The sequence below is a fragment of the Cohnella phaseoli genome, from assembly GCF_003386235.1.
Lineage (GTDB): Bacteria > Bacillota > Bacilli > Paenibacillales > Paenibacillaceae > Cohnella > Cohnella phaseoli.
Window position 1 is genome coordinate 110,352 of the sequence record NZ_QRDZ01000014.1, and the last position, 26,180, is coordinate 136,531.

At 51.1% G+C, this 26,180-nt stretch carries 14 protein-coding genes and 1 pseudogene; 11 read left to right on the forward strand and 4 right to left on the reverse strand.

The window, feature by feature from the left end:
* Positions 1-73: 73 nt before the first annotated feature.
* The 4 genes and pseudogenes from DFP98_RS18330 to DFP98_RS18345 form a co-directional block, all read right to left on the reverse strand.
* Positions 74-826: a class I SAM-dependent methyltransferase gene (locus DFP98_RS18330; protein WP_116062121.1), complete on the reverse strand. Its 753-nt coding sequence runs from the start codon at positions 824-826 to the stop codon at positions 74-76.
* Positions 804-1,935: pseudogene (locus DFP98_RS18335) on the reverse strand (DUF3626 domain-containing protein). Before DFP98_RS18335 ends, DFP98_RS18330 begins: the two are co-directional and overlap by 23 nt.
* A gap of 22 nt (positions 1,936-1,957) precedes the next feature.
* Positions 1,958-3,511, reverse strand: coding sequence for a response regulator transcription factor (locus DFP98_RS18340; RefSeq protein WP_116062050.1), 1,554 nt, complete (start codon positions 3,509-3,511; stop codon positions 1,958-1,960).
* On the reverse strand, positions 3,508-5,337 hold the full coding sequence (locus DFP98_RS18345; RefSeq protein ID WP_116062051.1) for a sensor histidine kinase: 1,830 nt from the start codon (positions 5,335-5,337) through the stop codon (positions 3,508-3,510). Before DFP98_RS18345 ends, DFP98_RS18340 begins: the two co-directional genes overlap by 4 nt.
* A gap of 198 nt (positions 5,338-5,535) precedes the next feature.
* Here DFP98_RS18345 and DFP98_RS18350 point away from each other — a divergent pair, with 198 nt between their 5' ends.
* The 11 genes from DFP98_RS18350 to DFP98_RS18390 all read left to right on the forward strand — a co-directional run bounded on the left by DFP98_RS18350 (position 5,536) and on the right by DFP98_RS18390 (position 26,101).
* On the forward strand, positions 5,536-6,870 hold the full coding sequence (locus DFP98_RS18350; RefSeq protein ID WP_116062122.1) for an ABC transporter substrate-binding protein: 1,335 nt from the start codon (positions 5,536-5,538) through the stop codon (positions 6,868-6,870).
* A 31-nt stretch (positions 6,871-6,901) separates the two neighbouring features.
* Positions 6,902-11,251, forward strand: coding sequence for an S-layer homology domain-containing protein (locus tag DFP98_RS18355; RefSeq protein ID WP_181917772.1), 4,350 nt, complete (start codon positions 6,902-6,904; stop codon positions 11,249-11,251).
* An 850-nt stretch (positions 11,252-12,101) separates the two neighbouring features.
* A complete protein-coding gene (locus DFP98_RS18360; RefSeq protein ID WP_246016586.1) occupies positions 12,102-13,463 on the forward strand; it encodes an ABC transporter substrate-binding protein in 1,362 nt (453 codons plus the stop codon).
* Between the two features lie 107 nt (positions 13,464-13,570).
* The gene (locus tag DFP98_RS18365) at positions 13,571-14,443 is read left to right on the forward strand and encodes a carbohydrate ABC transporter permease (RefSeq protein WP_116062053.1); all 873 of its coding nucleotides are present in this window, start codon (positions 13,571-13,573) and stop codon (positions 14,441-14,443) included.
* On the forward strand, positions 14,443-15,267 hold the full coding sequence (locus DFP98_RS18370) for a carbohydrate ABC transporter permease (RefSeq protein ID WP_116062054.1): 825 nt from the start codon (positions 14,443-14,445) through the stop codon (positions 15,265-15,267). Before DFP98_RS18365 ends, DFP98_RS18370 begins: the two co-directional genes overlap by 1 nt.
* 4 nt (positions 15,268-15,271) lie before the next feature.
* Positions 15,272-15,436 (forward strand): hypothetical protein, encoded by a 165-nt coding sequence (locus DFP98_RS39150; RefSeq protein WP_181917773.1) that lies wholly within the window; start codon positions 15,272-15,274, stop codon positions 15,434-15,436.
* 60 nt (positions 15,437-15,496) lie between these two features.
* Positions 15,497-18,562, forward strand: a complete 3,066-nt coding sequence (locus DFP98_RS18375; protein WP_116062055.1) for an ATP-binding protein — start codon at positions 15,497-15,499, stop codon at positions 18,560-18,562.
* A complete protein-coding gene (locus tag DFP98_RS18380) occupies positions 18,559-19,710 on the forward strand; it encodes a response regulator (protein WP_116062056.1) in 1,152 nt (383 codons plus the stop codon). Before DFP98_RS18375 ends, DFP98_RS18380 begins: the two co-directional genes overlap by 4 nt.
* A gap of 272 nt (positions 19,711-19,982) precedes the next feature.
* A complete protein-coding gene (locus tag DFP98_RS18385) occupies positions 19,983-24,584 on the forward strand; it encodes an InlB B-repeat-containing protein (RefSeq protein WP_116062057.1) in 4,602 nt (1,533 codons plus the stop codon).
* Between the two features lie 405 nt (positions 24,585-24,989).
* Positions 24,990-25,520: a hypothetical protein gene (locus DFP98_RS38705; protein ID WP_147310229.1), complete on the forward strand. Its 531-nt coding sequence runs from the start codon at positions 24,990-24,992 to the stop codon at positions 25,518-25,520.
* A gap of 23 nt (positions 25,521-25,543) precedes the next feature.
* A complete protein-coding gene (locus DFP98_RS18390) occupies positions 25,544-26,101 on the forward strand; it encodes a hypothetical protein (protein WP_116062058.1) in 558 nt (185 codons plus the stop codon).
* Positions 26,102-26,180: the final 79 nt, after the last annotated feature.

The following is a 26,180-nucleotide window of genomic DNA, read 5'->3' on the forward strand; positions in this document are numbered from 1 at the left end:
TCCACACGTTAACAAATAAGCGATAAAGCAGGTCCAGGGATAGTTATCCTCAGGCCTGCTTTATTATTTTAACTTATCGTTTTCTCGCCTTGATGACAAAGGTTAAAGGAAGCATCTTTGCTTTTTTGGCAAAATCGCTGGTATCCTCGTCCCGCGACAGCATAAGTTCATCATCAGGCTGCTCGACCATTTGCTCAATGACAAATCCCGCTTTTGCCAACGCGTTCACAAAGGTGGATAGTTTACGGTCCGATAAAGTTAGTAGACCTTCTCCCGATAAATCCAGAGGTACCGAATACCAGGACTCATCAAAATAACTCTTGTTAAAAACAAGGCTATTATTTTCTAAAGCCACGCATTTGTGTATAGGATGAGACCAACTGAAAATGAATACGCCGTCTTTTTTCAAGTAAGAAGCGATCCGGCAAAAAGTACCCTCGAGGTCGGTGGTCCAGCCTATAGCATAAATCGAATAAACAAAGTCGAAATAATCCTCCGGTATGCCGCATTCTTCCTCCATGGGAGAACAGATCAATCTTGCCGAAAGATCACACGACGTCAAATGCTGCGTAGCCTTTTCAATTTGTTTTTCCGAAATATCCATACCCCATAGTTCAGCTGCTTTGCGCTCTCCCTGATACTGCAAAGATTGCCCGTTTCCACAACCAATCTCCAGCATCTTTTTTCCCGAGACATCGCCAAAGAGTTGGCATTTCTCTTCGGAGACAAACGCTCCATACAAAGGAAGTACGATTGCTCCTAAATGGTCATTCCCTTTCGTATTCCAATAGAAGCGGTTGGTTTTATGAACGGTATTCTTGTCCATCCCGGCGCCATCCCCCATCAACGATTTCCCCATACCTCACCAGAACGTGCCACATGAATTTCAATTCCTGAAGTGCTTCTTCGTAACTTCCTCTGTCGCGCCAACGTTCCGGATTGCGTCTCAAATCATTGACCGCGATTCCGATCGCACTCGCGTCAATCCGATTGTCGATGGCGATTCGTCCGGCGAGCGAGGGCATGGATGGCCCCCCTGAAATCAGAGGGTACTTCATCGGCCCGGATCGAATATCCCTTATGCCAATGCAATTCTATTGCATAGGTTGTGCACAGCTTTTCTAGAGTTCTCCCTATGTCTTTTCCTTGAAAAGAAGGGTCGGCTACCAAAATATCCACATCGTCTTGAAGAGAAAGATCACCGTGGACTTGAGCCTCGATAAAGTGATTAAGATTGTGAGTTGGCCTCTGTTTCAATCGTTCAGTCACAGGCTGATCTAAGCGATACAACAGTCGATCGATCACTTGTCGGGGCGACAAATCTTTTTCTCCAAGGGCGTACTCTCGGAAGAAGGCATCCCTAAGAACAGCGGCTAAAATATCATCGAATTCCTCGTAGGTGCCTTTTTCCGCAGGATCATCCTGAGAACCGCCGTAAGTATAGGTACTACGATAGGAGGACTGCGGAGCGAGCAGGAAATAGCACGAGCCGAACCTCGGAGACGGACCGTCGGAATGCAGCATCAAATCCAACGCCCCGTATTTGGGCCTGTCGCTATTGGAGCTTCCCTCCGATTGATAGGCGCCTCCAAACAACTTCATCTCCCACAGATCCCGAGCGCCGCCCGAGTACGCGGACACGCTGCCATTAGAGATTTGCGTCTCAAACTGGCTCTTATAAGTTCCTTGCTCAAGCAAGGCTTGCGCCACGCTTCTCATGTCCGCAAGCGGGCGATCGGGATGAAAATGCAACGCTACTCGGGCATGCGTTCGGAGCTTTGAGACCGCCTCTTCCCAGCGGCTCCAAGGGATATTCGACATCTGGAGAATTTCTCGGATGGTAGCCTGCGCAGCTTCCCTTCTCGAAGCGGCAATCTGTCTGATATGCTGAATGGCCATGGTCTGAGAGCTCGTAAGGCGAAAGTTATGGGACATGGACCTGACACCTGCCTTAAACTCATTTCTTAATAGACTCCCGATACTCGGAAGGACTCATCCCGGTCATATTCTTAAATACGCGGGAAAAGTATTGCTGCTCGGAATAGCCAATAATTTCGGCAATGTCTTTGAAGTCCAGCTCGGCCTGTCTCTCAATCAATCGCTTAGCCTCGTTGATTCTTAACGAAGTTAGGTATTTCATCGGCGGCTCTCCGCAGCATTTCTTAAACACCCGGATGATATAAGAAGGGTTGAAATTGAATTTCTCGGCCAGCGAGGAAACCGTGATCTGCTCGGACATATTCATCCGAATGTATTCCTCCAGCTTATTGTACAGCTCTTCCGACGTATCGCTGCCCTTCTTGCGCGAATGACTATACGGGCCCATATAGCTGTTCAAGATCTGCAAGGCATCGTTAAACAGACTTTTGCTGTCGGTGGAGATCGCAACGAGGTCGTACAGCTCTTTTTCGATGGATCCCATCATATCGTCGTCTTCATGCCCGATCAGCGTCATAAGCTCATCAGCAAGTTGGGTGAGCAGCTTTTCCAGCTGCCGCTGGGTCATGTCGCTTTTCTCCCATTGAGAGAATAGATGCAGCAGCTCGTTTTGCAACGAATCGAACTGCTGCTGCTTAACGAATAATTTTATCGAATTCATGTGATTCGAATCCTGATGAGACGGTCTATCCGGCACTTTACGATCCTTCGTCGTAATAAGCGAGGACAGACAGCACAGCAAATTTCGTTCAAGATAAGTTCTCATCCTGCGCGCGGTATCTCGAATCTGCTCTAAGCTTACCGGCTCTTCTTCAGTACAGACTGTAACAGGAACGGAGTGGAGAAGCGAGGACGAGATCGCATTCATCAGTTTTTCCGCATGACAAGCTTGCTCGCTGCCGTTCAGGATAAGGAATTTTTGATTAAAAAACTTATCGTCAATTAAATGCCATGACACGGCTTCATTCGTGCAGTTAGCTGTTATTTTGGACCAATCGATCATCGACCAAAGACGGTCAAAATAATCGGTATCCAGCACATCGGCGCTGTAAGTATACTGATTTCCCAGACAGATTAAATACATGTGGCGTTGTGTTGCTTTGATCGATTCGGTTAATGCGGGCGGGGACTTGACCCCATGCACCATTTTATCAATCAGATCGCTTTCGAGCCTGCGGGTCTGGAGATCAAGTCGAGCTTTAATTACCACAATCGTCTGCCTAAGCAAATCTTTCTTAACGGGCTTAAGAATGTAATCGGTCACGCCTAAGCGGATCGCTTGCTGCGCGTAAGAGAAGTCATTGTAGCCGCTAATAATCACGATTTCCAGGTCGGGTCTTATCGCTTTGGCGCGCTTGATCAGCTCCAGACCGTCCATAGCGGGCATATGAATGTCCGTAAATAAGACATCGGGCTTCATCTGCTCGACCAGCAATAGAGCATCCTCTCCGTCTGCCGCCGAAGCGATCACCTTGAAATTCAGATCGGCTTGATCGATTTTTTGAATGATGTTGTCCAAAATAATTTGCTCGTCCTCGGCCACGATAACGGTGTAGCTTTGTCTGGATGTCATTTCATCATTCCTTCGTCTAATCGTTTTCCGCCAATGATAATCATCGCGCCGTTGCCTGGAGCGTTGGAAACTTCAAATACGACATGATGATCGTAGAGCAGCTTAAGCCTGTAATAAATGTTGCTTAATCCGATATTGTTCAATAGCTCCGAATCATCGCCGTATTTGACGGATTGGCCGTTCACTTTACTCATGATCCGGTTAATCGTATGCGGATCGAACCCGACGCCGTTATCGCGAATGGTTACTTTCCAAGACTGCTCGGAATATTCGCCCTTTACGGAGATGGACCAAGGCGGTTTCTGGGTGAAGCCGTGCTTAAAGCAATTTTCGACGATCGGCTGAATAAGCAGCCGAGGGACCGGAATCTCGTTCATTTCCGCAGGGATATCAATGTCGTAATCAAAATGGTTCATATAGCGTATTTTCATCAATTCCAAATATTTTAACGTATAATCGATTTCTCGTTCTATCGTTACGGGTTTGGAGCCTTCTACGGCAATATAACGCAGCATTTCGGATAAATTGTGGCACATCTCGACGATATCGTCCTGATTTTGGTTCTCCGCTTTAATGCTGATAATGGCCAATGTGTTATACAAAAAGTGCGGATTCATCTGCGCTTGCAGCGCGAACAGCCTGGCCTGGATTTCGTGCGATTTGGCGGATACGACTTCTTCGAGTGAAATTTTTAAGCGGTTACACATGTCCAGGAAGGATTGATTAAGCTCTTCCAATTCATTTAACGAGACATTCTGGCTTAGCTTAGGTTCCAACGTTTCCAGGCTGAGCGCTTTAATCGATTTTCGGATCCGTTTAATCGGCAGAGTGAGGCCCTTGGAGACGAAGAACGTAACGATCATCGTAATCAATAAAATCATGACTCCAAGAAAAAGCATTTTACTGCGGAAATTAACAACGGGCTGAAGCAGGCTGGCTTCAGATTGCACCAACGTAACGGTCCATCCCGAAAATTCGGATTTCGTGAAGGACACGCTATCGGTTTCGTGATTATAGCGGTTTTTGACGGAAAAGGTTTGCTGAGCTTCAGAACGCGGTTGAATGCTATCCCAGTAAAAAGCGGATAACTCTATCAATTTCTCATCCTCAGGTTGATAAGGATATACGAGAAAGCCATCGGAATTGTATATATATACGTTCGTGTTCAGCGATGACTGGGAACGGTCTTGATTCACGGCTCGTTCGATAAGATTCGCAAATTCCTTATATTCTTGCTGGATTTCCACGATACTGTCAACCTTGGCACCAAATACCTCGGAGAATGCCCGGGAAAGCGATATAATGAGCGTGCCGGAGGCATCCCAATCGTTAGGGCGAGGGATAGAGATACTCCGTCTGCCGTCCAGCTGCAATACGGGATCGATCCATGTTTTACTTTGTATGATAGCAGGGTCGAGATCCTGAACGTCGTATTCTTTTCCGAACTTAACGAAGTGGCCGTCCTGGGCAAACAAATTCATTTGAAAAAATTGTAAAGGGATGCCCGTTATTGAAAATAGCATGCTCGTAATATCCCATTTATTGTGAAGAACGGTAATATCTCGGTCGGCGCTTTTGGAGAAAAACAATTGTTTGACCGGCTCTGCGCTAATCACTCTTTCCGCAATCGAGTCCATATATTTGAATTGAGAGTCAAGCGTATCGGACAGATTTAACGAAAGCTGCTGATGGGATTCAGCAGCTTGTTTTTTTAATGTATTTGCCGTGAAAACGTAGAAGGAGATCCCGAGTCCGGTCAATATAATCACAATCAGACTGGAATAACTGATAAATAATTTGGCTTGTATGCTCTTGAATTTAAACACTTTAACCTCCGGCAGCCCGTAATCACGTTGATTATAACACAATCTTTTTATTTGTCTTTTTGAAAGTGAAAATGCAAGAGGTCAATAATGTCCACGGTTTTAGGTCAGTAATCGATATTCAACCTCAAATTGAAAGGGGTTACAATTTAGATGCAGCAACGAGATCAGCTATTAAAGGGAGGATCAGAAGTGAAAGGAATGGGATCGAAAGGATGGATGTCCAGTCTGCTTATGCTCTGCGCCATGGTTATTCTGACGGCTTGCGGATCGACGGCAGGCAATTCGGCTTCATCGGGTCATACAGAAACGTCCGCGACGAGTAGCGGCGAAGAGAAGAAAGATGTCACACTGACCTTTGTCGCCTCGCAAAACTGGGTGAATAAAGGCTCTAAAGTAGACGCGGAATTAATAGAGGCCTTTACCGAGGAAACCGGCATTCAAATAGATTTGCAAGTCGTACCGGACGATCAGTACGCCAACGTTCTGAAAACAAAATTGTCTTCAGGCGAAGTGCCGGACATCTTCATGGTCGGTGCGGGCTCGGGAGCGTACAAGTTTTTGCCGGAGAAATATTTTGCGGATTTGTCCAATGAAGAATGGGTGTCGCGCTATGCGCCTTACGCCAAAGCAGGCACAACCATAAATGATAAAATCAGCGGCTTTATGACGTGGAACGTAGACGGCTGGGGCATTTTGTACAACAAAGAGCTGTTCGCGCAGCATAACCTTCAGGTTCCGAAAACGATGGAAGAGCTGATGGGGGTTATTGATACGCTGAAAGCGGCCGGCATGGATACGCCGCTCTACATGGTCGGCAAGGAAGCCTGGTATTGGGCCATCTGGTTCTCGCAATTCGGTTCCAAGGCGGCGCAAGCGAACCCGGGCTTGTACGACAAGCTGAACAATCAAGAAATGAAATTTGCCGACGTTAAGGAATTCGAGACGTTCCTGGCAGAGTTCAAAACCTTGTACGACAAAGGCTACTTCGGTAAAAACTCGTTGTCCAACGCTTGGGATTCCAGCTATGAGGCGATGGGGACAGGGAAATCGGCGATGATTATGATGTATCAATCCTACCAAGGCGAGGTTGCCGAGAAGTATGCAGATTCGAAAGCAAGCGAATGGGAGATGTTCCCGATTCCGCTTGCCGGCAATGATATGTTCTCGCACTCGGCAGGCGGCATTATGCGGGTGGCGTACAAGGATTCCAAAAACCTGGATAGCGTGAAGCGGTTTTTCGACTTCCTGGCCAAGCCGGAAAACTTGAATGCCTTCTACGACGGTCGTTCCGATCTGCAAGCGAATCCGTCGTTCGCGGATGTGGCGGGCAAGCCGTCGCAGGCAGGCAAAACGATTCTGGCCAACGCGCCGGGCGGCCAAGGGCTGGATATGGAATACGGCCTGCTTCACTGGGATAACACCATCATCGGCAAGTACATTCAAGAGCTGATGCTCGGCAGCAAAACGCCGATCCAAGTACTTGAGGCGATCGACAAGGACCGCCAAAAGCTGTTTGACGCACAAATCCGGTAAGTATTCTAAATTGTGGAGGCTCGAGATGTCTATGAAAAGAAGTTTGGTTGTAATAACAATGTTCTGCCTTGTATTTACCCTTGTGCTGAGTCCGCTTGCGACTGAGAAGGCTCTGGCGGCGGAAGCGGGTTCTACTAATCTGGTTTTGAATCCGAGCTTTGAGGATGGTGAGGCTCACTGGAGCTTCGTACCCGATAAAACGGGCATTGCCGAGAATAAACCGCGTACCGGAAGCAAGCATACTTGGTTCGATCCGGGGACAACAAATACGATTTCGCAAAAGGTGACGATCCCCGAGTCCGGCTTGTATAGGCTGTCGGCCTATGCGGCGAACTGGGCTGCGGGCGGTTCAATGACCATCAAGGACAAATCGTTTGCCTTTAAAGCATACAGCAATACGTATAATTTAGCTGAGCTGACCGACGTGGCTTTGGTCAAAGGGGAAGAGGCCGAGATTGTGATTCGGAGCGGGCCTGACGGTTGGCTGAACGTCGACGATGTCGAACTGGTGAGCACATCGTTGAATCAGTTGTCCGAAGTGCAGCTGGACGGCCAAGCTGCGGCTGCCTACAATCCGTTCCAAACTTCCAACCAGATCATTCTGGCTAGCGGAACCGCGGCAGCGCCGGCAGTATCGGCTACTTTGGCGGATTGGGCTGTGGATAAAGGAGCCGCAATTACTTACGAACAGGCTGCAACGCTTCCGGGAGAAGCGAAAATTCATGTCACGATCGACGGCGTGACGACAACTCATAAGATTTCTTTTATCGCGAAGAGCGACAATCCGCTAGCTTCTATCTCCTTGTCCGCAACGGAGCATGCGCTGCCTCTTGACGGCGAGACTCAGTTTGTCGTCACAGGCACGCTGGAAGACGGCGGTACAATCGATTTGTTGTCCGATGCTTTGTCTACCGTGAAATTCGAAGCGCCAAGCAAGCTTTTCGTAATCGGAGAGAACGGTCGGGCCAGAGCCGGAACCTACGATATCGGGAACGTCGAGGTTAAAGTTACCGTACTGCGCGACGGCGAGATTTTTACGGACAAGATGAATTTTACGATTAAGCCTGAGCCGGCAAGACCTTATATGAGAGACTATACGCAAACCTTAACGATGAAGCTGTTTTTGGGCAAAAACGGACAGGTCGATCTCAATTTGGAAGAGGCGCTAGAGGCCATTAAGAAGATGGACGGCATGACGCGCAACATTCCGAAAATCGTCTATTTGGTCGGATGGCAGCATGACGGACACGATTCCAAATATCCGGATTGGAATGTCGTTAACCCGAAACTCAAACGGGCAAAGGACGCAACGGCGCTGGACAGTCTGAAATGGTTAATGGACGAAGCTCTGAAGTACAACACAACGGTGAGCCTCCACATTAATATGACGGACGCCTATGAGAACAGCCCGCAATGGAACGAGTTCGTCGAGAAGGATCTTATTCGCAGGGAAGCGAACGGCGATCTGATCAAGGGCGGGCTATGGGTTAGCGGTCAAAGCTACCGCATTAATCTTACCCGTGCATGGGAAGCCGGCGTCTTGCAAAGAAACATCGACAATTTGCTGGAGATGCTGCCGCAGCTCAAACGCGGGGGCACGATTCATATCGACGCATTCGTAACTAATTATGTGCCTAGCGAACCGAATCCGGAAGACTATTCTTCTCCGTATCATCAAACAACCTTCCGTCAAGACACGGAAACGCAGAAAAAGATCATTCGATATTGGCGCGATCAAGGAGTAGATTTCACTAGCGAATACTTCCAGCTCTATCGTGAGGATCCGCTGTACGGCATACAGCCGATGGCCTGGTGGGCCGACTGGCGTACGCTGCAAAGCCAGATCGAACTGCCTGCGCAGGTTGCGGTCGGAGGCCGGGGCGGCAATGATCTATTAGGGATCAGTATGCACGGCGAAGATATTGTGATGAAGGACAAAATTCATTTGCCAGGCTTCCTGCAGGAGTTCAGTCTTACGACGCTGCCTTGGCAATATTTGAATCAGTTGGATCGCCTTTCTTACGACAGCGCAACGAACACCGTGACGTTCTCAGGCGGAGTGACCAGTTCTAAAGTGGGCAGCAAGCCAGTCATTAAACAGGGCGAAGCGTTCCTGGTCGATGGCACGGACGTATTCGTTCCGGCCTTGTGGAAGAAGGATGCTCGCGAAATTATCGCATTCAGCCAAGCGGGCTATACGGCGAGAAGCTGGAAGCTGCCGACGGAATGGGCGGACGTCGAGAAGGTGCATATCTTTGAGATCGGCATGGGTCTGCCTCGTCTGCTTCAGCAGGATGCGGCTATTGTTAACGGCGAGATTAGCTTATCGCTGCTGCCAGGTCAGGCGATCTATTTGACGCCGGCCGATGCGCCGGTAGCTCTCGATCCGCTGCAAGAGCTTGCAGCCGGTATCGCTTCTATGCCGACGATTGAGAGAGACGTGCAGAAGCTGAAATGGCCGACGGTTCCGGAAGGGTATAAAGTAGAGGTGGCCAAGTCGGATTTGCCGAAAGTCATTGACTTGAATGGAAGAATTAATCCTCCATCGGCGGATACAACGGTCACGATTGTGCTTCAGGTAAAACGTCTCTCGGACGGAGCAGTAGCTTACACGGCGCCAATTACCGTGATTGTGCCAGAAGGAAGCATTAAAAATATCGAGCAGGTGTATAGTCCGCAAGATGCCGTTCTGTCCGGGCAAGCCAATCTTAAAGCCGATAACTACTATATGACCGGATATGCTCTCGGATATGTAGGCGGCAATCCAGGAAATAACAACACTGCCGCTTTCACGAACGTTACGTTGCCGGGCGACAGCTTGTATGAGCTTACGCTGGAATACGCGACTGCCGTACCAAGAACCGTATTTGTTCGAGCCAATGAGGAAGAAGGCATAGCGGTTCCGTTAACGGGCGCCAGCTGGCAGGATGTCCAGAAAAAGACGATTAGAGTGCCGCTCAAGGAGGGCGTGAATCGAGTCGAGCTCTATAATCCGGATGGCTACGCTCCGGATATGGGAGCGATTGTCGTGAAATCCATCACCCCTTATACGATTGCGGACGAAGTGGAGACGATTCAGGCGCCTGCCAAAGGCGACAAAGCGCTGACGCTTCCCGACATGCCGTTTGGGTTTACAGTTGGCGTGAAATCCTCCGATCATGAAGAGATTATTCGGCAGGATGGATCGATTGTAATCCCTAAACGCGATACGCTTGTGAAAGTCGTGCTGGAGGTCACTCGCGTCTATGATAACAGCAAAGCGGAAACCATTGAATTCGAAGTGAGGGTGCCGGGCGTGGCCCAGATTGAAAATATCGCCGCCGTAAACGTCGAAACGACGAAAGGAACCGCACCGGTTCTGCCGTCCAGCGTCGTTGTCACTTATTCGGATGAAAGTACGGCTAATGCGGCCGTCGTATGGGAGGCTGTCTTGCCTAGCGCCTATGCCAAAGAAGGGATTTTTACCGTAAACGGAACCGTTGAAGGAACGGCCATTAAAGCTGTAGCCAAGGTCACCGTAAAATCGAATGGCGGAGGCGGCAATACGGGATCCGGTCCGTCAACGCCGTCGGTGAACCCGGAACCTAAACCGGAACCGAAGCCGGAGCCGAAACCCGAACCTAAGCCGGACACGAAAGCGGGAACTGTGGAGCTTACCTTCAAGCCGACGGCTGAACAGCTTAAAGTCCCAGGTTTCGTATCGGTTGTAAAAGTGGGCAAGGATGGAACGAGAACGCCTGTCGTGTTCAGCCAATACGATCCTAAGACGGGAACTGTGACGGTACAAGGTTCTGCCGATGACAAATATGAAGTCGTATATTCGGCGAAGAAATTTAACGATCTATCGAAACATGGATGGGCGGAGGAAGCGATAGAGGCTCTTGCGGCCCGAGGTGTGCTGAACGGAGTAGGGGCTGAACAATTCGCGCCTGAGAAGGGCCTGAAGCGTGCCGATCTTGTCCTTATGCTCGTGCGGATGTTCCAATTGACGGCAGAGACGGATTCCAACTTCTCCGATGTCAGCAGCACGGCCTATTACTATAATGAAGTTGCGATCGCCAAACAATTGGGCCTTGTCCAAGGAGCATCGGCAACAGAGTTCAAGCCGGATGCGCAAGTGACGCGCGAAGAGCTGTTCGTGATCTTGGATCGCGTGCTGCGCCATACGAAGTTGATTGAGGAGACTGCGAACCAGACTTCGTTAGATCCATTCAAGGATGGAGAGCGGGTTGCCGGTTATGCGAAATCGAGTATAGCGTCGTTGGTTAAATTGAACCTCGTTACAGGCAGCGACAAGCAATTGTTGCCGAAGAAAACGGCATCGCGCGCCGAGACGGCCGTTATCCTCTATCGCGTCATTGCCTTGGCATTCACCAAATAAGCGAAATAAAAATAGGGCTGTCCCATGGGCAGCCCTTGATTTATTTACTCGATTAAGTTTTTAGCGGGGATGTATCTCCTTCCGGTCTAATCATGACCCACAACGTTTCCAATTTATTGGATATTAAACTTTTACGACGGATCTATTTGCACACATGAGCTTACGCAGGGAAGTTAGTCGAAAATTCGTACAACGCAGCTCGAACCAGGCTTAAATGGCGGACGTTTGTAGGAAAAACCGCACAAAGTAACTCGGCTCAGACTCAAACGACGAACGTTTGTGGGGAAAATCGTATAAATCAACCAAGATCAGGGATTCTATGTCACTAAAGCGTCATCGATAATTATACGAATAATTTCTGGCAATTATCTAGAAGTGTTGTGGGTCATGATTAGCCTTCCGGTTGCTGTTCCACCCCGCAAAGTGAAGAGACGCTATCGACGCCGATTCCAATTACTTTGCGGGGACCCCGGGTTGGAATCGTGAAATCGGAATGGGTAAACTCGTAACAAGGAGATTTCACTATTCCAAAGGCAAACGCTCCGCTCCTCCAGGAGAAAACCACCTACCTTGTTCGTGTTGTCAACGAAGCAGTTAATCGTCTAGTCGAGGCATCTTTGCTGTAAGGATCTACTCCCACGTCAACAGAAGTATCAACATCACCAAGAAATCCTTAGCTAAACCGCCACTTTTCAACTATAGATCATTTTTTCTGTTTTATGAAAGAAGAAATGCAAGAGGTCAATAATATCCACGGTTTTAGGTCAGTAATCGATATTCATCCCCCATTTGAAAGGGATTACAATTTAAGAGCAAGAGCTTAGATCAGCGATTAATGGGAGGATCAGAAATGAAAAAAACGGGAACGAAAAGATGGGCGACCAGCCTGCTTATGCTCTGCTCCCTGCTTGTTACGGCGGCGTGCGGATCAACGACAGATAACAAGCCAAGCCCATCCGGCAATGCGGAATCTCCAGCGGCGACGAGCAGCGGCGAAGTGAAGAAAGAAGAGAAGAAAGATGTCGCATTGACTTTTGTCGCTTCGCAAAACTGGGTGAACAAAGGCTCAAAAGTGGACTCGGATTTGATTGAGGCATTTACCAAAGAAACCGGCATTAAAGTCGATCTGCAAGTCGTGCCGGACGATCAATACGCCAACGTGCTGAAGACGAAAATGACCTCGGGCGAAGTGCCGGACATCTTCATGGTCGGCGCGGGTTCGGGAGCGTACAAATATTTGCCGGAAAAATATTTTGCCGATCTATCGAATGAAGAGTGGGTGTCGCGCTATGCGCCATACGCTAAAACAGGCACGACCATTAACGATAAAATCAGTGGATTCATGACGTGGAACGTAGACGGCTGGGGCATCTTGTACAACAAAGAGCTGTTCGCGCAGCATAATGTCCAGGTTCCGAAAACGATGGAAGAGCTGATGCAGGTTGCCGACACGTTGAAAACAGCAGGTATCGAAACGCCGCTCTATATGGTCGGCAAAGAAGCTTGGTATTGGGCGATCTGGTTCTCGCAGTTCGGTCCGAAAGCGGCGCATGCGAACCCGGGCTTGTACGACAAGCTGAACAATCAGGAAATGAAATTTGCCGATGTCAAAGAGTTCGAGACGTTCCTGGCAGAGTTCAAAACGCTGTACGACAAAGGCTACTTCGGTAAAAATTCGTTGTCCAACGCTTGGGATTCCAGCTACGAGGCTATGGGCACAGGCAAATCGGCGATGATTCTGATGTACCAGTCGTACCAAGGCGAAGTTGCCGAGAAGTATGCGGACTCGAAAGCAAGCGAATGGGAGATGTTTCCGATTCCGCTAGCCGGCAACGATATGTATTCGCACTCCGCGGGCGGCAATATGCGGGTCGCGTACAAGGATTCCAAAAACCTGGATAGCGTAAAGCAGTTCTTCGACTTCATGGCCAAGCCGGAAAACTTGAATACCTTCTATGAAGGCCGTCCCGACCTGCAATCGAATCCGTCGTTCACGGATGTGGCGGGCAAGCCGTCACAAGCCGGCAAGACGATCCTCGAGAACGCGCCGGGCGGTCAAGGCTTGGATATGGAATACGGCTTGCTCTACTGGGACAACACCATTGTCGGCAAGTACATTCAAGAGCTGATGCTCGGCAGCAAGACGCCGATCCAAGTGCTTGAGGCGATCGACAAGGACCGCGAAAAGCTGTTTGCCGCTCAGAATCAGTAACGGCATGAAGGACCGGCGAGACGATTAATTCAGGGTTACTCGTCTGCCGGTCTTTTCTCCAATTGCCGCAAGATCCGTACGAGAAATCCACAAATGAGGTAACGGCTATGTACGTAAATAAAATCTACTCAAAGAAATTTATTTTGCCCGCGCTTATTCTATTTTTCTTGTTGTTTTTGCTTCCGAGCTTTATGGGTTTCTATTATTCCTTAACCAACTGGAATTCCATGAGCGAAAATATCAAGTTTATCGGTTTGGACAACTTTAAAGAGATTTTTAACGATAGCGGCAGCTTTATGTTTATTAAGAACACGCTTATGTACGCCTTTTTTACAACGGTACTGAAGGTTGCTATCGGTTTGGGATTAGCTCTGATGCTCAACGAGGGGATTAAAACCAAAGGGCTTCTGCGCACGATTTATTTTCTGCCGATTATTATCTCGAATTTGATTGTGGGTTTAATGTTTCAACAAGTGCTCCATCCCTCTAACGGGATTTTGAATCATGCTCTTGAATTCATCGGATTAAGCTTCTTGACGCAGGCTTGGTTGGAGGATCCGCAATGGGTCATGTGGTCGACGATCGGCGTTGAAGTATGGAAGGCGGCCGGTTTTGTCATGATTATCTTTCTGGCCGGACTGCAGACGGTATCGAAGGAAACAATCGAAGCGAGCGATATGGACGGGGCCAACTATTGGAATAAGCTTACCAAGATCATTATTCCTTCCATCGCGCCTTCTATTTTGATTAATACATTGTTAAGCGTGATTTCCGGGCTGAAAGTATTCGACGTTATCTTCGCATTGACCAACGGCGGGCCGGGAAGATCCTCGGAAGTTATTAATATTACGATATTTAATCAATTTTCGATGGGGAATTACGGCTACAGCACGGCGCTGGGGGTTCTTATGTTTATTTTCCTGGCCGTCATTTCAATCGGGATTATCATGATCTTCACAAGAAAGGAAACGAACGGATAATGGTTAAGCACAGACGATTGGTCAACCTCTCTAAGGAAGTATTCGCATGGCTGCTGAGCCTGGTCATCCTCGTTCCTTTTTTAATGGTGCTACTCAATTCGGTCAAGTCCGTTACGGAAGCGGCAACGATGAACCTGTCGCTTCCGTCCGAATTTTTGTTCAGCAATTACCTGGAAGTGTTAAAGGACAAACGGATTTACTCGTCCTTCTTTAACAGCTTGTTTTTATCGACGGCCGCTTCCCTGATTACGCTGGTCGTCTCGGCCATGGCTGCGTTCGTCATTTCCCGGAACCGAACGCGTCTTAACATGGTGGTGTATTCGATCTTCCTGCTCGGACTTGTCGCTCCGATGAACTACGTGACGACCATGAAGGTCATGCAAATGCTGAATATTATTAACACGTATACGGGCGCTTACTTGCTCTATTCCGCCATCTTTATCCCGTTTACCGTATTTTTGTACTTCGGTTTTATCGGCAGCATCCCGAAGGAGCTGGACGAGTCCGCGGTGATTGACGGCTGCGGCGGCGGAAGACTGTTTTTTCAAGTCATTTTTCCGCTGCTTAAACCCGTAACGGTCACTGCGATTATTATTAACTTCTTAAACTGCTGGAACGATTTCATCATCCCGCTTTATTTCCTGAATTCCTCGGACAAATGGGGAATGATTATGGTGATGTACAACTATTTCAGCACCTATATCAGCTCCTGGAATTTGGTGTCCGCGGCTATGATTCTAAATCTGCTCCCGATCATTGTCGTGTATGCGATTGGGCAGAAGTATATTATTTCGGGCATGACGGCGGGGGCTGTTAAGGGCTAGCGCGATGAGCAACGAATTTTATCCGACAAGCGCGATCCCGCTGGCCATGTTTGCGGCCAGATGGGATCGCGCTTTTTTACTGTTGCTGGGAGCATCAGGCTTTGCGAGTCGGTACCGTTCGGAGTACGGAAATTTTCTCGACACCTGCGGCAACGTATCGTTAGAATAGGGAGGAAAGTTAACCAGGGGATAAGCGGCGATCGACGGCTGCTGCGGCGGGAGAAGTATAATGACGAAATACTATTGGCTTAAGCTTCTGGGGAGCATTGTTTTGCTCACTCTATTGCCTTTGTGCTGGATTGTGGCCGAGCTCCGCAGTGAAGGAGACCGATCGGTGCCGGCTGAGAACGGGATTGTTAATCTTCATGATCGGGATATGACGACAAGCGGCGCGGTGCGATTGAATGGAGAATGGCTGCTGTATCCGGGGCTGCCGCTGACGGAAGCCGATTTCTCGAAAGCCGACAAATCCCCACTGAGGCAAGGAGTTGCGGTGAACGTACCTGATGTCTGGAACGGGCTTCCCGGCCTGGAATCGGGGTTGGGCACCGCTACCTACCGGCTGCGCGTACACCTGCCGGATGACGCTTCCGGCATTTACGGCATCCGCACGACCAATATTCGCATGGCCAGCCGAATTTACGTGAATGGCGAAGAAGTCGGCGGGAGCGGCCGTCCCGGCCTGGATCGAGAGGGCACGCTGCCCGGCAATACGCCGAATGTCGGCTTTTTCAAGCTTCAGGGATCCGAGGCGGACATTGTCATTCAAGTTGCCAATTATAGCTACGCTTCCGGCGGAATCGTTTATCCGATCTGGTTCGGGACGCAGGAGGCGATCGTGAGCAGCCGCGAGCTGGGACTGTTTGAATATTGGCTGACGGCCGGCGGGTTTCTGATTCCGGCTTTGTTTTTGCTGCTATTCTTCCGGCTGCGCAGGCGGGAAGCGCCGTTACTGCAGCTTGGCGGATTTTGCGTGTGCAGTTTGCTGTTTGTGCTGACGCATGGGGAGAAAGCAGCGCTTGCGTTGCTGCAAGCGCTGAATTACGAAAGCGTGCTGCGGGTGCAGCTCATATCCTCTGCATTCGTCTATTATTTTCTGGCTCGTTATATCGTTCAACTCTATCCCAAATTCGGGGTTCGCTTGCTTGATCGGCTAGTCCTGATAATTTCCTGCATCATTACGTTCGCCGGCCTTGCTCTGCCGACCGCCCAATTCTCTCGCTTCGAAGTGCTGCTTCTCGTCTGTTCGCTGCTCTCGATTGCTTATGTGCTCTACGTGTTGATTCGTGCTGTCATGACCCGCCGGGAAAATACGCTGGCGCTGACCGCCAGCATCCAGAGCGTGCTGATTATTTTGCTCGTCTATTTGTTGAACGGCTTCGGCTATTTGGAGAATCAGGCCATTCTCCCCTTTACGATCGTTGTCTTCAGCGCTGCGCAGGCGTATCAGATCGTTTCTCGCTTTGCGCACTTGCTTGGACATGCGGAGAGGATGTCCGAGCGGCTGCTGCAACATGACGAGTGGAAAGACGAGTTTATGTTAAGCACATCCTACGAGATTCGGGAGCCATTGCGGAGCATCGCGAATTTGGCCGCCGCCGCCGAGCAGCAGGAAGCCGGAGGAGGCGGGAGCGAACGGCTGACGATGATTACAGGGATCGCGAGACGGCTCTCTTATTTGGTTGACGATATGATCGATTTCAGCCTGCTCAAGAGCGGGGAGGCGGAATACAAACGCCGGGTTGTGCTGCTGCCGCCGGTCGTCCGTTCCGTACTGGAGCTATATCCGCCGCAAGCGCTGCCCGGGTGGGAGGTGGAGGTTCTGTCCCCCAATCCTCCACCGCTGCTTGCTGATGAACGCCGGGTGGGACAGATCATTCACAGCTTGGTCGCCTACGCTTTGCAGCATGCCGGCGGAGCAGCCGTCCGGCTTGCGATACAAGCGGAAGAAGACCGTGTCGCATTGATAATCGCTGCGCCGGGTATAGGTTCGGCGCTGTCGACGGAGAGGGAGGAGCCGGAGTTTTACCGTGCGGACGAGTCGGCGACCGAGTCCGCCGAGCGGGTGCGGCTGTCGGTGACCCGACGTCTGATCGAATTGGGCGGCGGCGAATGGCGGGCTCGCGGCTTGGAAAGCGAAGAGGATGAGGCGCTGTCCATTTCCTGGCCGATCGCTTCTTCCGAAGCGATAGCGGCCGCAGCGGGCGCTAGCGAGGCAAGCGGGCGTACGCTTCCGGCCTTCGATGGGGATTATCGTGAGGAGCTTGCCGCTTCCGCTGCCCCCGAAGCTCCCGGGGGCAGCGGGTCCGTCCTGATCGTCGATGACGATCGGCTTGGCTCGCAGGTGATGAGGCAGCTGCTTGGCGAAGAACGGCTCGCCATCAAGACGGTCGCGAGCGCAGAGGAGGGGCTGTCGCTGTTGAAGGAGGCGGGCCCGTTCGATCTCGTCATTGTCGATCTGGTGCTGCCGGGTATGTCCGGCCTGGAGCTGGTCCGGCTCATCCGCGAGCATGCCGCGATTTCCGAGCTGCCGGTTCTGCTGCTCAGCGAAGGTCGCCTGCCCGACGAGACGCTGGCGGGCTTCCGGGCGGGGGCCAACGACATTCTGGTTAAGTCGTACGAAACCTCCGAGCTTCGGGCCCGTGTGGGCACTCTGCTGGAGCTGCGCAGCTCGGTGCGTCGTCTCGTGCGCACGGAGACGGCGTTTCTGCAGGCGCAGATCAAGCCCCACTTTTTATTTAACGCAATTAATACTATTATGGCCGTCTGCCGACTGAACCCGCCTCAGGCGGAAGCGCTGCTGCTGGAGCTTAGCCGTTATTTGCGCGCCAGCTTTGACTTCGGCAATCTGGAGCAGCGGGTGCCGCTTCACAACGAACTGGAATTAGTGCGTTCTTACCTCGCGATCGAATCGGCGCGTTTCGACGATCGTCTGCGGGTCGAGATCGAAGTCGGGAGCGGCGAATGGATTCCGGTGCCTCCGCTCTCGATTCAGCCGTTGGTCGAGAACGCGGTTCGTCACGGCATTATGCGCAAACCCGAGGGAGGCAAGGTGCGCATACTGATCGAGCCCGCGGCCTCCGGCTGGAGGGTGACGGTCGAGGACGACGGCGTCGGCATTTCGTCCGATCGGCTGTCCGAGATCGGGGAGTCGACGGGAGATTCTGGAGGGGTAGGATTGGCCAACATTAGCCGTCGGTTGCGTCTTATGTACGGCGAACAGTTGCACATTGAGAGTTGGCCGGGAGAGGGAACCCGGGTCAGCTTTAATATTCCGCGGGAGAGTGGAGCATGAGAGCGATTCTGATAGACGACGAAAAGCATGCGTTGCTGCAGTTGAAGTGGATGCTGGAGGAAGCGACGGATATTGAAGTGACCGGCGCTTACCAGACTGCCGCGGAAGGGCTGTCCCATCTGGCGGAGCAGCGGACGGAAATCGTGTTCCTCGACATGGAGATGCCGGGCATGAGCGGTTTGGAAGCCGCAGAGGCGATCCACTCTCTTGACAGAGCGATTCAAATTGTATTTGTGACGGCGTATTCCAGCTATGCGGTCGAAGCCTTCGAAGTGAATGCGCTGGATTACGTGCTGAAGCCCATTGATCCTGCGCGTTTCGCGAAGACGCTCGTTCGCCTTCGCGAGTCTATCGGGAAATCCGCTTCGGTTCGTCAGGAAGAACAGGAACGGCCGGAAATGGAGATGCTCGGCCAGCTTTCAATTGTCGAGCCGGGAGGAAGGCGAATCGTCAAGTGGCGTACGCTGAAGGTGAAGGAGCTGTTCGCCTATTTGCTTCAGCACCGGGGACTGCGACTGTCTCGCGATGTGCTGATGGAGGAGATCTGGCCCTCCTTCGACTTGGACAAAGCGCTTGTTCATCTGCATACGGCTGTGTATCAGATCAGACGCATGCTGCGCGAAACCGGCATAAACGCCGCTCTCGAATTTTCTTTGGAAAGCTATCGGCTGCACGGCGACGGGCTTGTCACGGATGCGGATCGATTTCAGCAGGCGGCCGACGCCGCGGCGGAAGGACGGTTGAGCGATTCGGAGGCTGCGACGGCTTGGGGGCTGTATTGCGGGCATTATCTGGACAAGGAGGATTATCCTTGGGCGAAAGCGAGAAAGGAGAAGCTGCTGCAAGGCTACGTGTCTCTGACCCTGCAGCTGACCGCTTCGGAACGGGCGTCGGGGGCGGTAAAATCGGCGCTGCGGAGAATTAGGCGGGCATGCGAGCTGTACCCTTATTCGGAGCGGCTTGCCAAAGAGCTTCTGATTGGCCTGTTCGAAAACGGGGAGACGGAGGAACTGCGGCGCAGCTACGACTCCTATTGCGAGCTGTTCGAGGAGGAATGGGGAATCAGGACGACGGCCCCGTTTCGGGCATACGGGCAGCGTTTGCTTGATCGCAGCGTCGGCGAAGGCGACGTCTCGGGAAACGATTAACCGCAACGCCGGCCGAATCGGTTGGAGGAACGAACCCGACGGCGCTTGCGCCCCGCCCTTTGGGCGATTACGGTCAGCCTCCACTGTCCCGTATTTGATATGCGCTTGACCAGTCCTCTCCTTTCGGGGTGAGGGCTATTTGCCGTTGGCCAAGCCACTTCCTTGCCTGCGCCGCGTCTCGGTCGGCCGATGCTCAGAATCGGTTCAATGCATCTTGATATAGTAAAAAGCGCTAAAGATCGGCACGTTCAGACAGGGGGATTCATATTACGATGATGGGTAACAAAAAGTGGAGGGCGGCAGTACATTTGCTGCTGGTATTTGTGCTTGCAATTTCGGGGGTAATGTGGGGAGAGCGGCAGGCTTCGGCTACCGGCACGCAATGGCGCGACATTACCGCCAACGCCACCCTCGGTTCCAGCGGGATCTACGCCGGGGCGGACGGCAAGCTATACTTGCTGAACGAGTTGGAGAAAAAGATTTTCGTTAGAGGGGCAAGCGACAGTCAGTGGGAGAAGCTTGTCGATTTGCCGGGCAATCAGTTTACTTCCCCCTATAAGCTTGCGATTCGCAATGGCGTGTTCTATATCATCGACCGCGGGAGCATTGGGAATTCCCCATATGTTTCTTCCAAAATTATGAAGAGCGACGACAACGGAGCGACCTGGACCGAGGTTGCGGGTCCTTCGGGCGGGTATTCTGCCGTTCAGAACGGGGCCTACCTGATGTCGATATTTTTCGACGGTTCTGGCAATCTGTACGTCGTCGATTACTTTGCGATTTTTAAGCTGGACACTCAAGGCGTATGGACGAAAATCTTGCCTTTCCCCGAGGACGCCTCATACACATATCGGTTCTCCAGCGCGGCGGCCGACGGGTCCGATCAACTCTATGCGACCATGATGAAAATCAATAAGATGATGCCTACAATGGGCCAGACGGCTGCATTGTACAGCTATAACGGAACGGTTTGGACATTGTTGAGTTCACCGCCGCTTCCGGCCAGCAATATGGAGCTCAGGTCATTTGCGGATGGCACCATGCTTCTTGCTCAAGGCCCTTATAATTTCATGCTTACACCGGCTTCAAATATTTATTCGTTCAACGGCTCGTCGCTGAGCATGGAGGCTACAACGAACAACTTCCAATGGACATCCGGCGGAGTGGCGTTCGATGGCAGCTACTATTATATTCTCGATTATTCCCAGGGTATCGTGCGTACGGACAACCCGATATTCGGCAACGCCAAAGCATCGCCGACGCTTGTTGCCGATACGAGCGACAACGATACGGACCACGCCATCGAGCTGACGTTCGCCGACGATGAGGACTGGCGGGAAGAGATTACCGAAGTAACGGTTACACGCAATGGGGCGATCGTTGCCGCACCGTTCTTGGTAGACGTCGGTACGATCACGCTTACGGGGCTGAGCTCGCCCGGAAGCTATCAGATTAAGGTCAAAGCGACCGGCTACACGGATGCGACCGTCGTTCAGCAAGTCAATTTGGTGCCTTCCGTCTGGTACGATATTACGGATAATTTGGCGCTTGCTACACCGACGCTGTCTTATGACAACGACAAAATCTATGCGTTCAGCATGGGGAGCTCCGCTGTATATTACAGAAGCGAGTCCGATAGCAGTTGGAGCTCCGTGGAGCTGCCGCAGGGACAATTCGGAGTTGCCTACTCTTTTGCCGCTCGCGACGACAAATGGTATGTGGCCGACCTGTACATGAACACGAATCCGATGACGACGGAATATAAGATTCACATCAGTGAAGACGAGGGCCTTACCTGGTCGCCGTATGTGATGCCGTCAAATTTTACGCCTGCAGGAGCTTTGAATCCGATCGTGGTCGATGCGGCAGGAACAGCGTATATCCATGACGGCAAAAAGATTTTCATTCTGGATGCGAATCGTCAGTGGTCCAGCATATCGGTGCTCCCGAATGCCGGCAGCTACAGCTATGCCATGTCGGGAATCGCAATCGACGGGGCGCAAGGGCTGTATGCGAATATTCGCCAATACAATCCGGGTCTTCCTTTCGACAATGCGGCGAAGCTGTACAAATATAATGCGGGCACCTCTCAATGGGACATCGTTGTCGACAGTCCCGGAGCTATGATGCAGTTGTACGGAGATGCGGAAGGCAATGTTCATGCGGGTATGTTCACGACGCTGAACGGCGAAACGCCGAACACCTCGCTGTACCGGATACAGGGCAACGAGTTCGTGCCCTCGGCGACGCTGGACAGCTTTGGACAAGCTCGCTTCGGAATGATTAACGGAGGAGGCTATTACTATACGGTAGAGCAGGATTTGAATGCGGGTGCGACCATCGCGACGATTCGTACGACCAATCCAAACTATCCGTATATCCCGACGTATAAAGTCCTCTATCAAGCCAATGGAGGAACGGGCACGGCTCCGAAGGACGGACAAGCCTACGAGTTAGGCCAGACAGCGACAGTTGTCGGATCGGGAGCATTGGCAAAATCGGGATATACGTTCGCCGGCTGGAACACGGAGGCGGATGGAAGCGGCGAGTCGTATGCCGAGAACGACACGATCACGATCGACCAAGCGGCCAACGTCACTCTATATGCTCAATGGGCGGCTAAAAACTATATCGTTGAGTTCGACGCGGACGGCGGTACGGTGAATCCTACGATGCAGTCGAAGCGATTCGATGCGCCGTACGGCAAGGGAGCGGACGGCAGCACCGATGAAGCTCTGCCGACACCGGAGCGGGAAGGCTACGGGTTCGCGGGCTGGTATACCCAGGCGAGCGGAGCAGGAACGCAGGTGACGGATACGACGATCGTATCGATGACTGAAGCTCATGTGCTATTCGCGAAATGGCTGGCCGGCGTCTACACGGTAACATTCGACGCGGACGGCGGCACGGTGAGCCCGGCAACGCAATCCAAGCTGCACAATGCCGCATACGGCGTTGGTGCGGACGGCAGCACGACGGAAGCTTTGCCGACGCCGGAGCGGGAAGGCTATGCCTTCGCGGGTTGGTATACGCAAGCGGACGGAGCGGGAACGCAAGTCACGGATTTGACGGAGGTCACGGCGACGTCGAATCATACCCTGTACGCGAAGTGGATCGCGAACGTTTACTCTGTGGCGTTCGAGAGCAACGGGGGAAGCGCGGTTGACGCGATACAGGCGGATTTCGATACGACGCTTGACGCTCCGGCAGAGCCGGCGCATGCAGGTTATCGTTTTGCAGGATGGTACAAGGAGGAGGGCTTGGCGAACGCTTGGGACTTCGCTTCGGATAAAGTACCGCTGAACGGAACGACTCTGTATGCGAAATGGACGAAGCTGTACGCGATCACGTACGACGGCAACGGCCATACCGGCGGCAATCCGCCGGCGGCAGGTGCTTATGCAGCGGGAGAAACGGCGATATTGCCGGGGAACAGCGGAGAGATGACGCACGGAGGACTGCGCTTTGCAGGCTGGAACACGAAGGCGGACGGCAGCGGAGACAGCTATCAAGCGGGAGCGGCCTTCGTTATCGTAGAAGGGGATGTTACGCTGTTCGCGAAATGGACTACACCTCCGTCATCCGGCTCCGGAGGAGGGACGCCGGCGGCGCCGTCCTCGGATACGTCCGACGCCATAGTGCAGGTAAACGGCAAGTCGGAGACGGCGGGCAAAGCGGTGACGACGGAAGCGAACGGACAGCGAACGACAACGGTTCAAGTGGATGAGGCCAAGCTTGAACAGCGCTTGGCTACAGCGGGAGACCGCGCGATTCTGACGATCCTCGTGAATTCCGGAGTCGACCATGTCGTTGGAGAGCTAAACGGCCGCATGGTCAAAAATATGGAGAACAGACAGGCGTTCGTACAGATTCGCACAGATAAGGCGACCTATACGCTGCCGGCGAAGGAAATCGACATCGACGCTATTTCCGAGCTGATCGGCAAGCAAGTCGCCCTGCAAGACATCAAGATTGCCATCGAAGTCGGGAAGCCGTCGGACCAGACGGTCGAGGCGGCGAAGAAAGCGGCAGCGGACAACGGATTGGAGATCGTCGTATTGCCGCTCGACTTCACCGTTAAGGCGACCTATGGCGGGAAAACGATCGACGTGACCAAATTCAACGCGTATGTGGAGCGCACAATGGCTATTCCGACCGGCGTTGATCCGAATCGGATTACGACGGGAATCGTCGTGGAGGCCGACGGCAGCGTGAGGCATGTGCCGACGAAAGTTGTGCGGCAGGACGGCGTCTATTACGCGCAGATTAACAGCCTGACGAACAGCGCGTACGCTGTCGTCTGGCATCCGGTCGCTTTCGCGGATATGGCTTCGCATTGGGCGAAGGACGAGGTGAACGACCTCGGCTCGCGGTTGGTGGCGAAGGGGCTGGAAGACGGTCTGTTCCATCCGGAGCAAAAGATGACCCGAGCCGAATTTGCGGCGGCTCTCGTGCGGGCGCTCGGCTTGCGCGCGGAGAAGGGGAAAGCGCCGTTCAGCGATATTAGGACGAGCGATTGGTATAACGGAGAGATTGCCACGGCGGCTGCTTACGGTCTGATCGGCGGCTTCGCGGACGGCAGCTTCCGTCCGAATGCGACTCTTACGCGGGAACAGGCCATGAAGATGCTCGCCGGCGCGATGGAGCTTACGGGCCTGCAAAGCAAGCTGTCGGGTACTGCGGCAGAGCAACGGCTATTCGTCTTCGAAGATGCGGATCGGCTGTCGCCATGGGCGAGAAGCAGCGCAGCGTTGGCTCTGGAAGCGGGGATCGTCAACGGACGCGGCAACCGGCTTGCCGCGAAGGAGAATATGACCCGCGCCGAAGTGATGGTCATGATCAGGCGGCTGCTGAAAGCGTCGGACTTGATCTGATAGTAGCGATATGAAGGACGCAGCCCAAGCGAAAGCGAGGGAGCGTCCTTCTTCTATGTTCTGACGCGACTTTGTGTTGGGTCGGCACAGCACGTCAATCAAAATGAGCGTACTGGCTGATCAGAGCGAGCAGATGGTTGCACATCTACCTGATTTTTCCCAAACCTCCGACGAATACCGTTTCTCCAAGCTCTTCGGCCTCTTCCCGCAGCATTTCGCTTTAGCGAATAATCGCATTAAGGGGCGCATATTTTTCTAACGCAATAATTAGACAAAAACCAACAAATTACTGCATTCAATTGGCTGGCTCTTGTAGAAAAAGGGACCCTTTCTCCCATTCCCTCACTTTTGATTAAATGGTAATATTAGTATGGAAAACAAAACTAATAATAGAGGTGAAGAACTATGATGATCAGATTAAAAAGGGAATTGCAACCGAAAAACCTATTGTCCTATGTTCTTGCATGTATTCTCACTATTTTTATTACCATTTTCTTATTTGGTAATAAAGCGTTTGCAGAACTTCATGCAGTCTTTAACCTTAGTCAATACGAAACGATTTACTCAGCTTCGATTAGTGGAAGTTCGATAATAAGCACACCTTTGACATACAAATATTGGAAGGCGGAAACTATTAAAGGTAATCAAGCTCAACCAACATCAGCGACCTTTTCCAAAGTCGCAACAAGTATAGGAACTAGTAACCCAGCGGGTGCTCAATATGGAGTTTATAAAATAGTATCTGGATCTTCGAATCAAAAGACTTTTCTGGACTGGTACTCGGAAAGTGTTGCTGTTGATCGGAGCGTAACCATGAATTATTCAACAACCACTTCCAATCTATATACCGAAATGGCTTTTTATGCAAATACAAATGGAGTAGGTGGATCACAATCAAATGTTAGTTATGACAAATTTGCCTACACCTCTAATTAATAATCAGAAAGGGGAATCCACTAATGAAAAGGTTTATTATTTCGACAATCTTTCTAATCTCAGTCTCTATTAGCGGTATTGTATTTGCATCTTCGGGCGATATTTCAACAAACAACGGAGTAAAACATGAAGTTCGCAGTGATAATAATATAGTTACTAAACCATCAACAATTACAGTTGAAAAAGCTAAAGAACTCCTTACCAATATAGAATTCCAATTACCAACTTATGTTCCAAATAATTTAATAGTTGAAAGTGTAATTTATAATGAACCACCTTCTCAATTTCCAAACGGTGTAATGCCTAATATTGATTTAGATAAAGAAATCACAATTAGATATAGAGACACGAGTAATGAGGAGAATTGGATAGATTATACTACAAAGAAAAGAAGGATTGAACTGGCGGATGACGGGGTAAAAAGTATAGTGCTTAATGGTTTGGAAGTACAATATCTTGAACTTACAGGAAAAAATATTGTTGCCTATAATTGGTTTAGCAAGGGGGCAAGTCATATGGTTATTGCAAGGGGTGATATATCAAAAGATCAATTAATTAAATTTGTTACATCATTTAATTAATATTGGAAATAAATAGCCGGATTTATTCTGGCTATTTATTTATCCATGAAAAAATCGACTATGACTGAACCATCATTTT

What these genes read in the sequence shown, in the direction of transcription:
- DFP98_RS18380 (WP_116062056.1), top strand. Translation starts at nt 18,559, where the DNA reads ATGAGAGCGATTCTGATAGACGACGAAAAGCATGCGTTGCTGCAGTTG.
- DFP98_RS18370 (WP_116062054.1), top strand. Translation starts at nt 14,443, where the DNA reads ATGGTTAAGCACAGACGATTGGTCAACCTCTCTAAGGAAGTATTCGCA.
- DFP98_RS18365 (WP_116062053.1), top strand. Translation starts at nt 13,571, where the DNA reads ATGTACGTAAATAAAATCTACTCAAAGAAATTTATTTTGCCCGCGCTT.
- DFP98_RS18330 (WP_116062121.1), bottom strand. Translation starts at nt 826, where the DNA reads ATGGACAAGAATACCGTTCATAAAACCAACCGCTTCTATTGGAATACG.
- DFP98_RS38705 (WP_147310229.1), top strand. Translation starts at nt 24,990, where the DNA reads ATGATGATCAGATTAAAAAGGGAATTGCAACCGAAAAACCTATTGTCC.
- DFP98_RS39150 (WP_181917773.1), top strand. Translation starts at nt 15,272, where the DNA reads ATGAGCAACGAATTTTATCCGACAAGCGCGATCCCGCTGGCCATGTTT.
- DFP98_RS18385 (WP_116062057.1), top strand. Translation starts at nt 19,983, where the DNA reads ATGATGGGTAACAAAAAGTGGAGGGCGGCAGTACATTTGCTGCTGGTA.
- DFP98_RS18390 (WP_116062058.1), top strand. Translation starts at nt 25,544, where the DNA reads ATGAAAAGGTTTATTATTTCGACAATCTTTCTAATCTCAGTCTCTATT.
- DFP98_RS18375 (WP_116062055.1), top strand. Translation starts at nt 15,497, where the DNA reads ATGACGAAATACTATTGGCTTAAGCTTCTGGGGAGCATTGTTTTGCTC.
- DFP98_RS18340 (WP_116062050.1), bottom strand. Translation starts at nt 3,511, where the DNA reads ATGACATCCAGACAAAGCTACACCGTTATCGTGGCCGAGGACGAGCAA.
- DFP98_RS18360 (WP_246016586.1), top strand. Translation starts at nt 12,102, where the DNA reads ATGAAAAAAACGGGAACGAAAAGATGGGCGACCAGCCTGCTTATGCTC.
- DFP98_RS18355 (WP_181917772.1), top strand. Translation starts at nt 6,902, where the DNA reads ATGAAAAGAAGTTTGGTTGTAATAACAATGTTCTGCCTTGTATTTACC.
- DFP98_RS18350 (WP_116062122.1), top strand. Translation starts at nt 5,536, where the DNA reads ATGGGATCGAAAGGATGGATGTCCAGTCTGCTTATGCTCTGCGCCATG.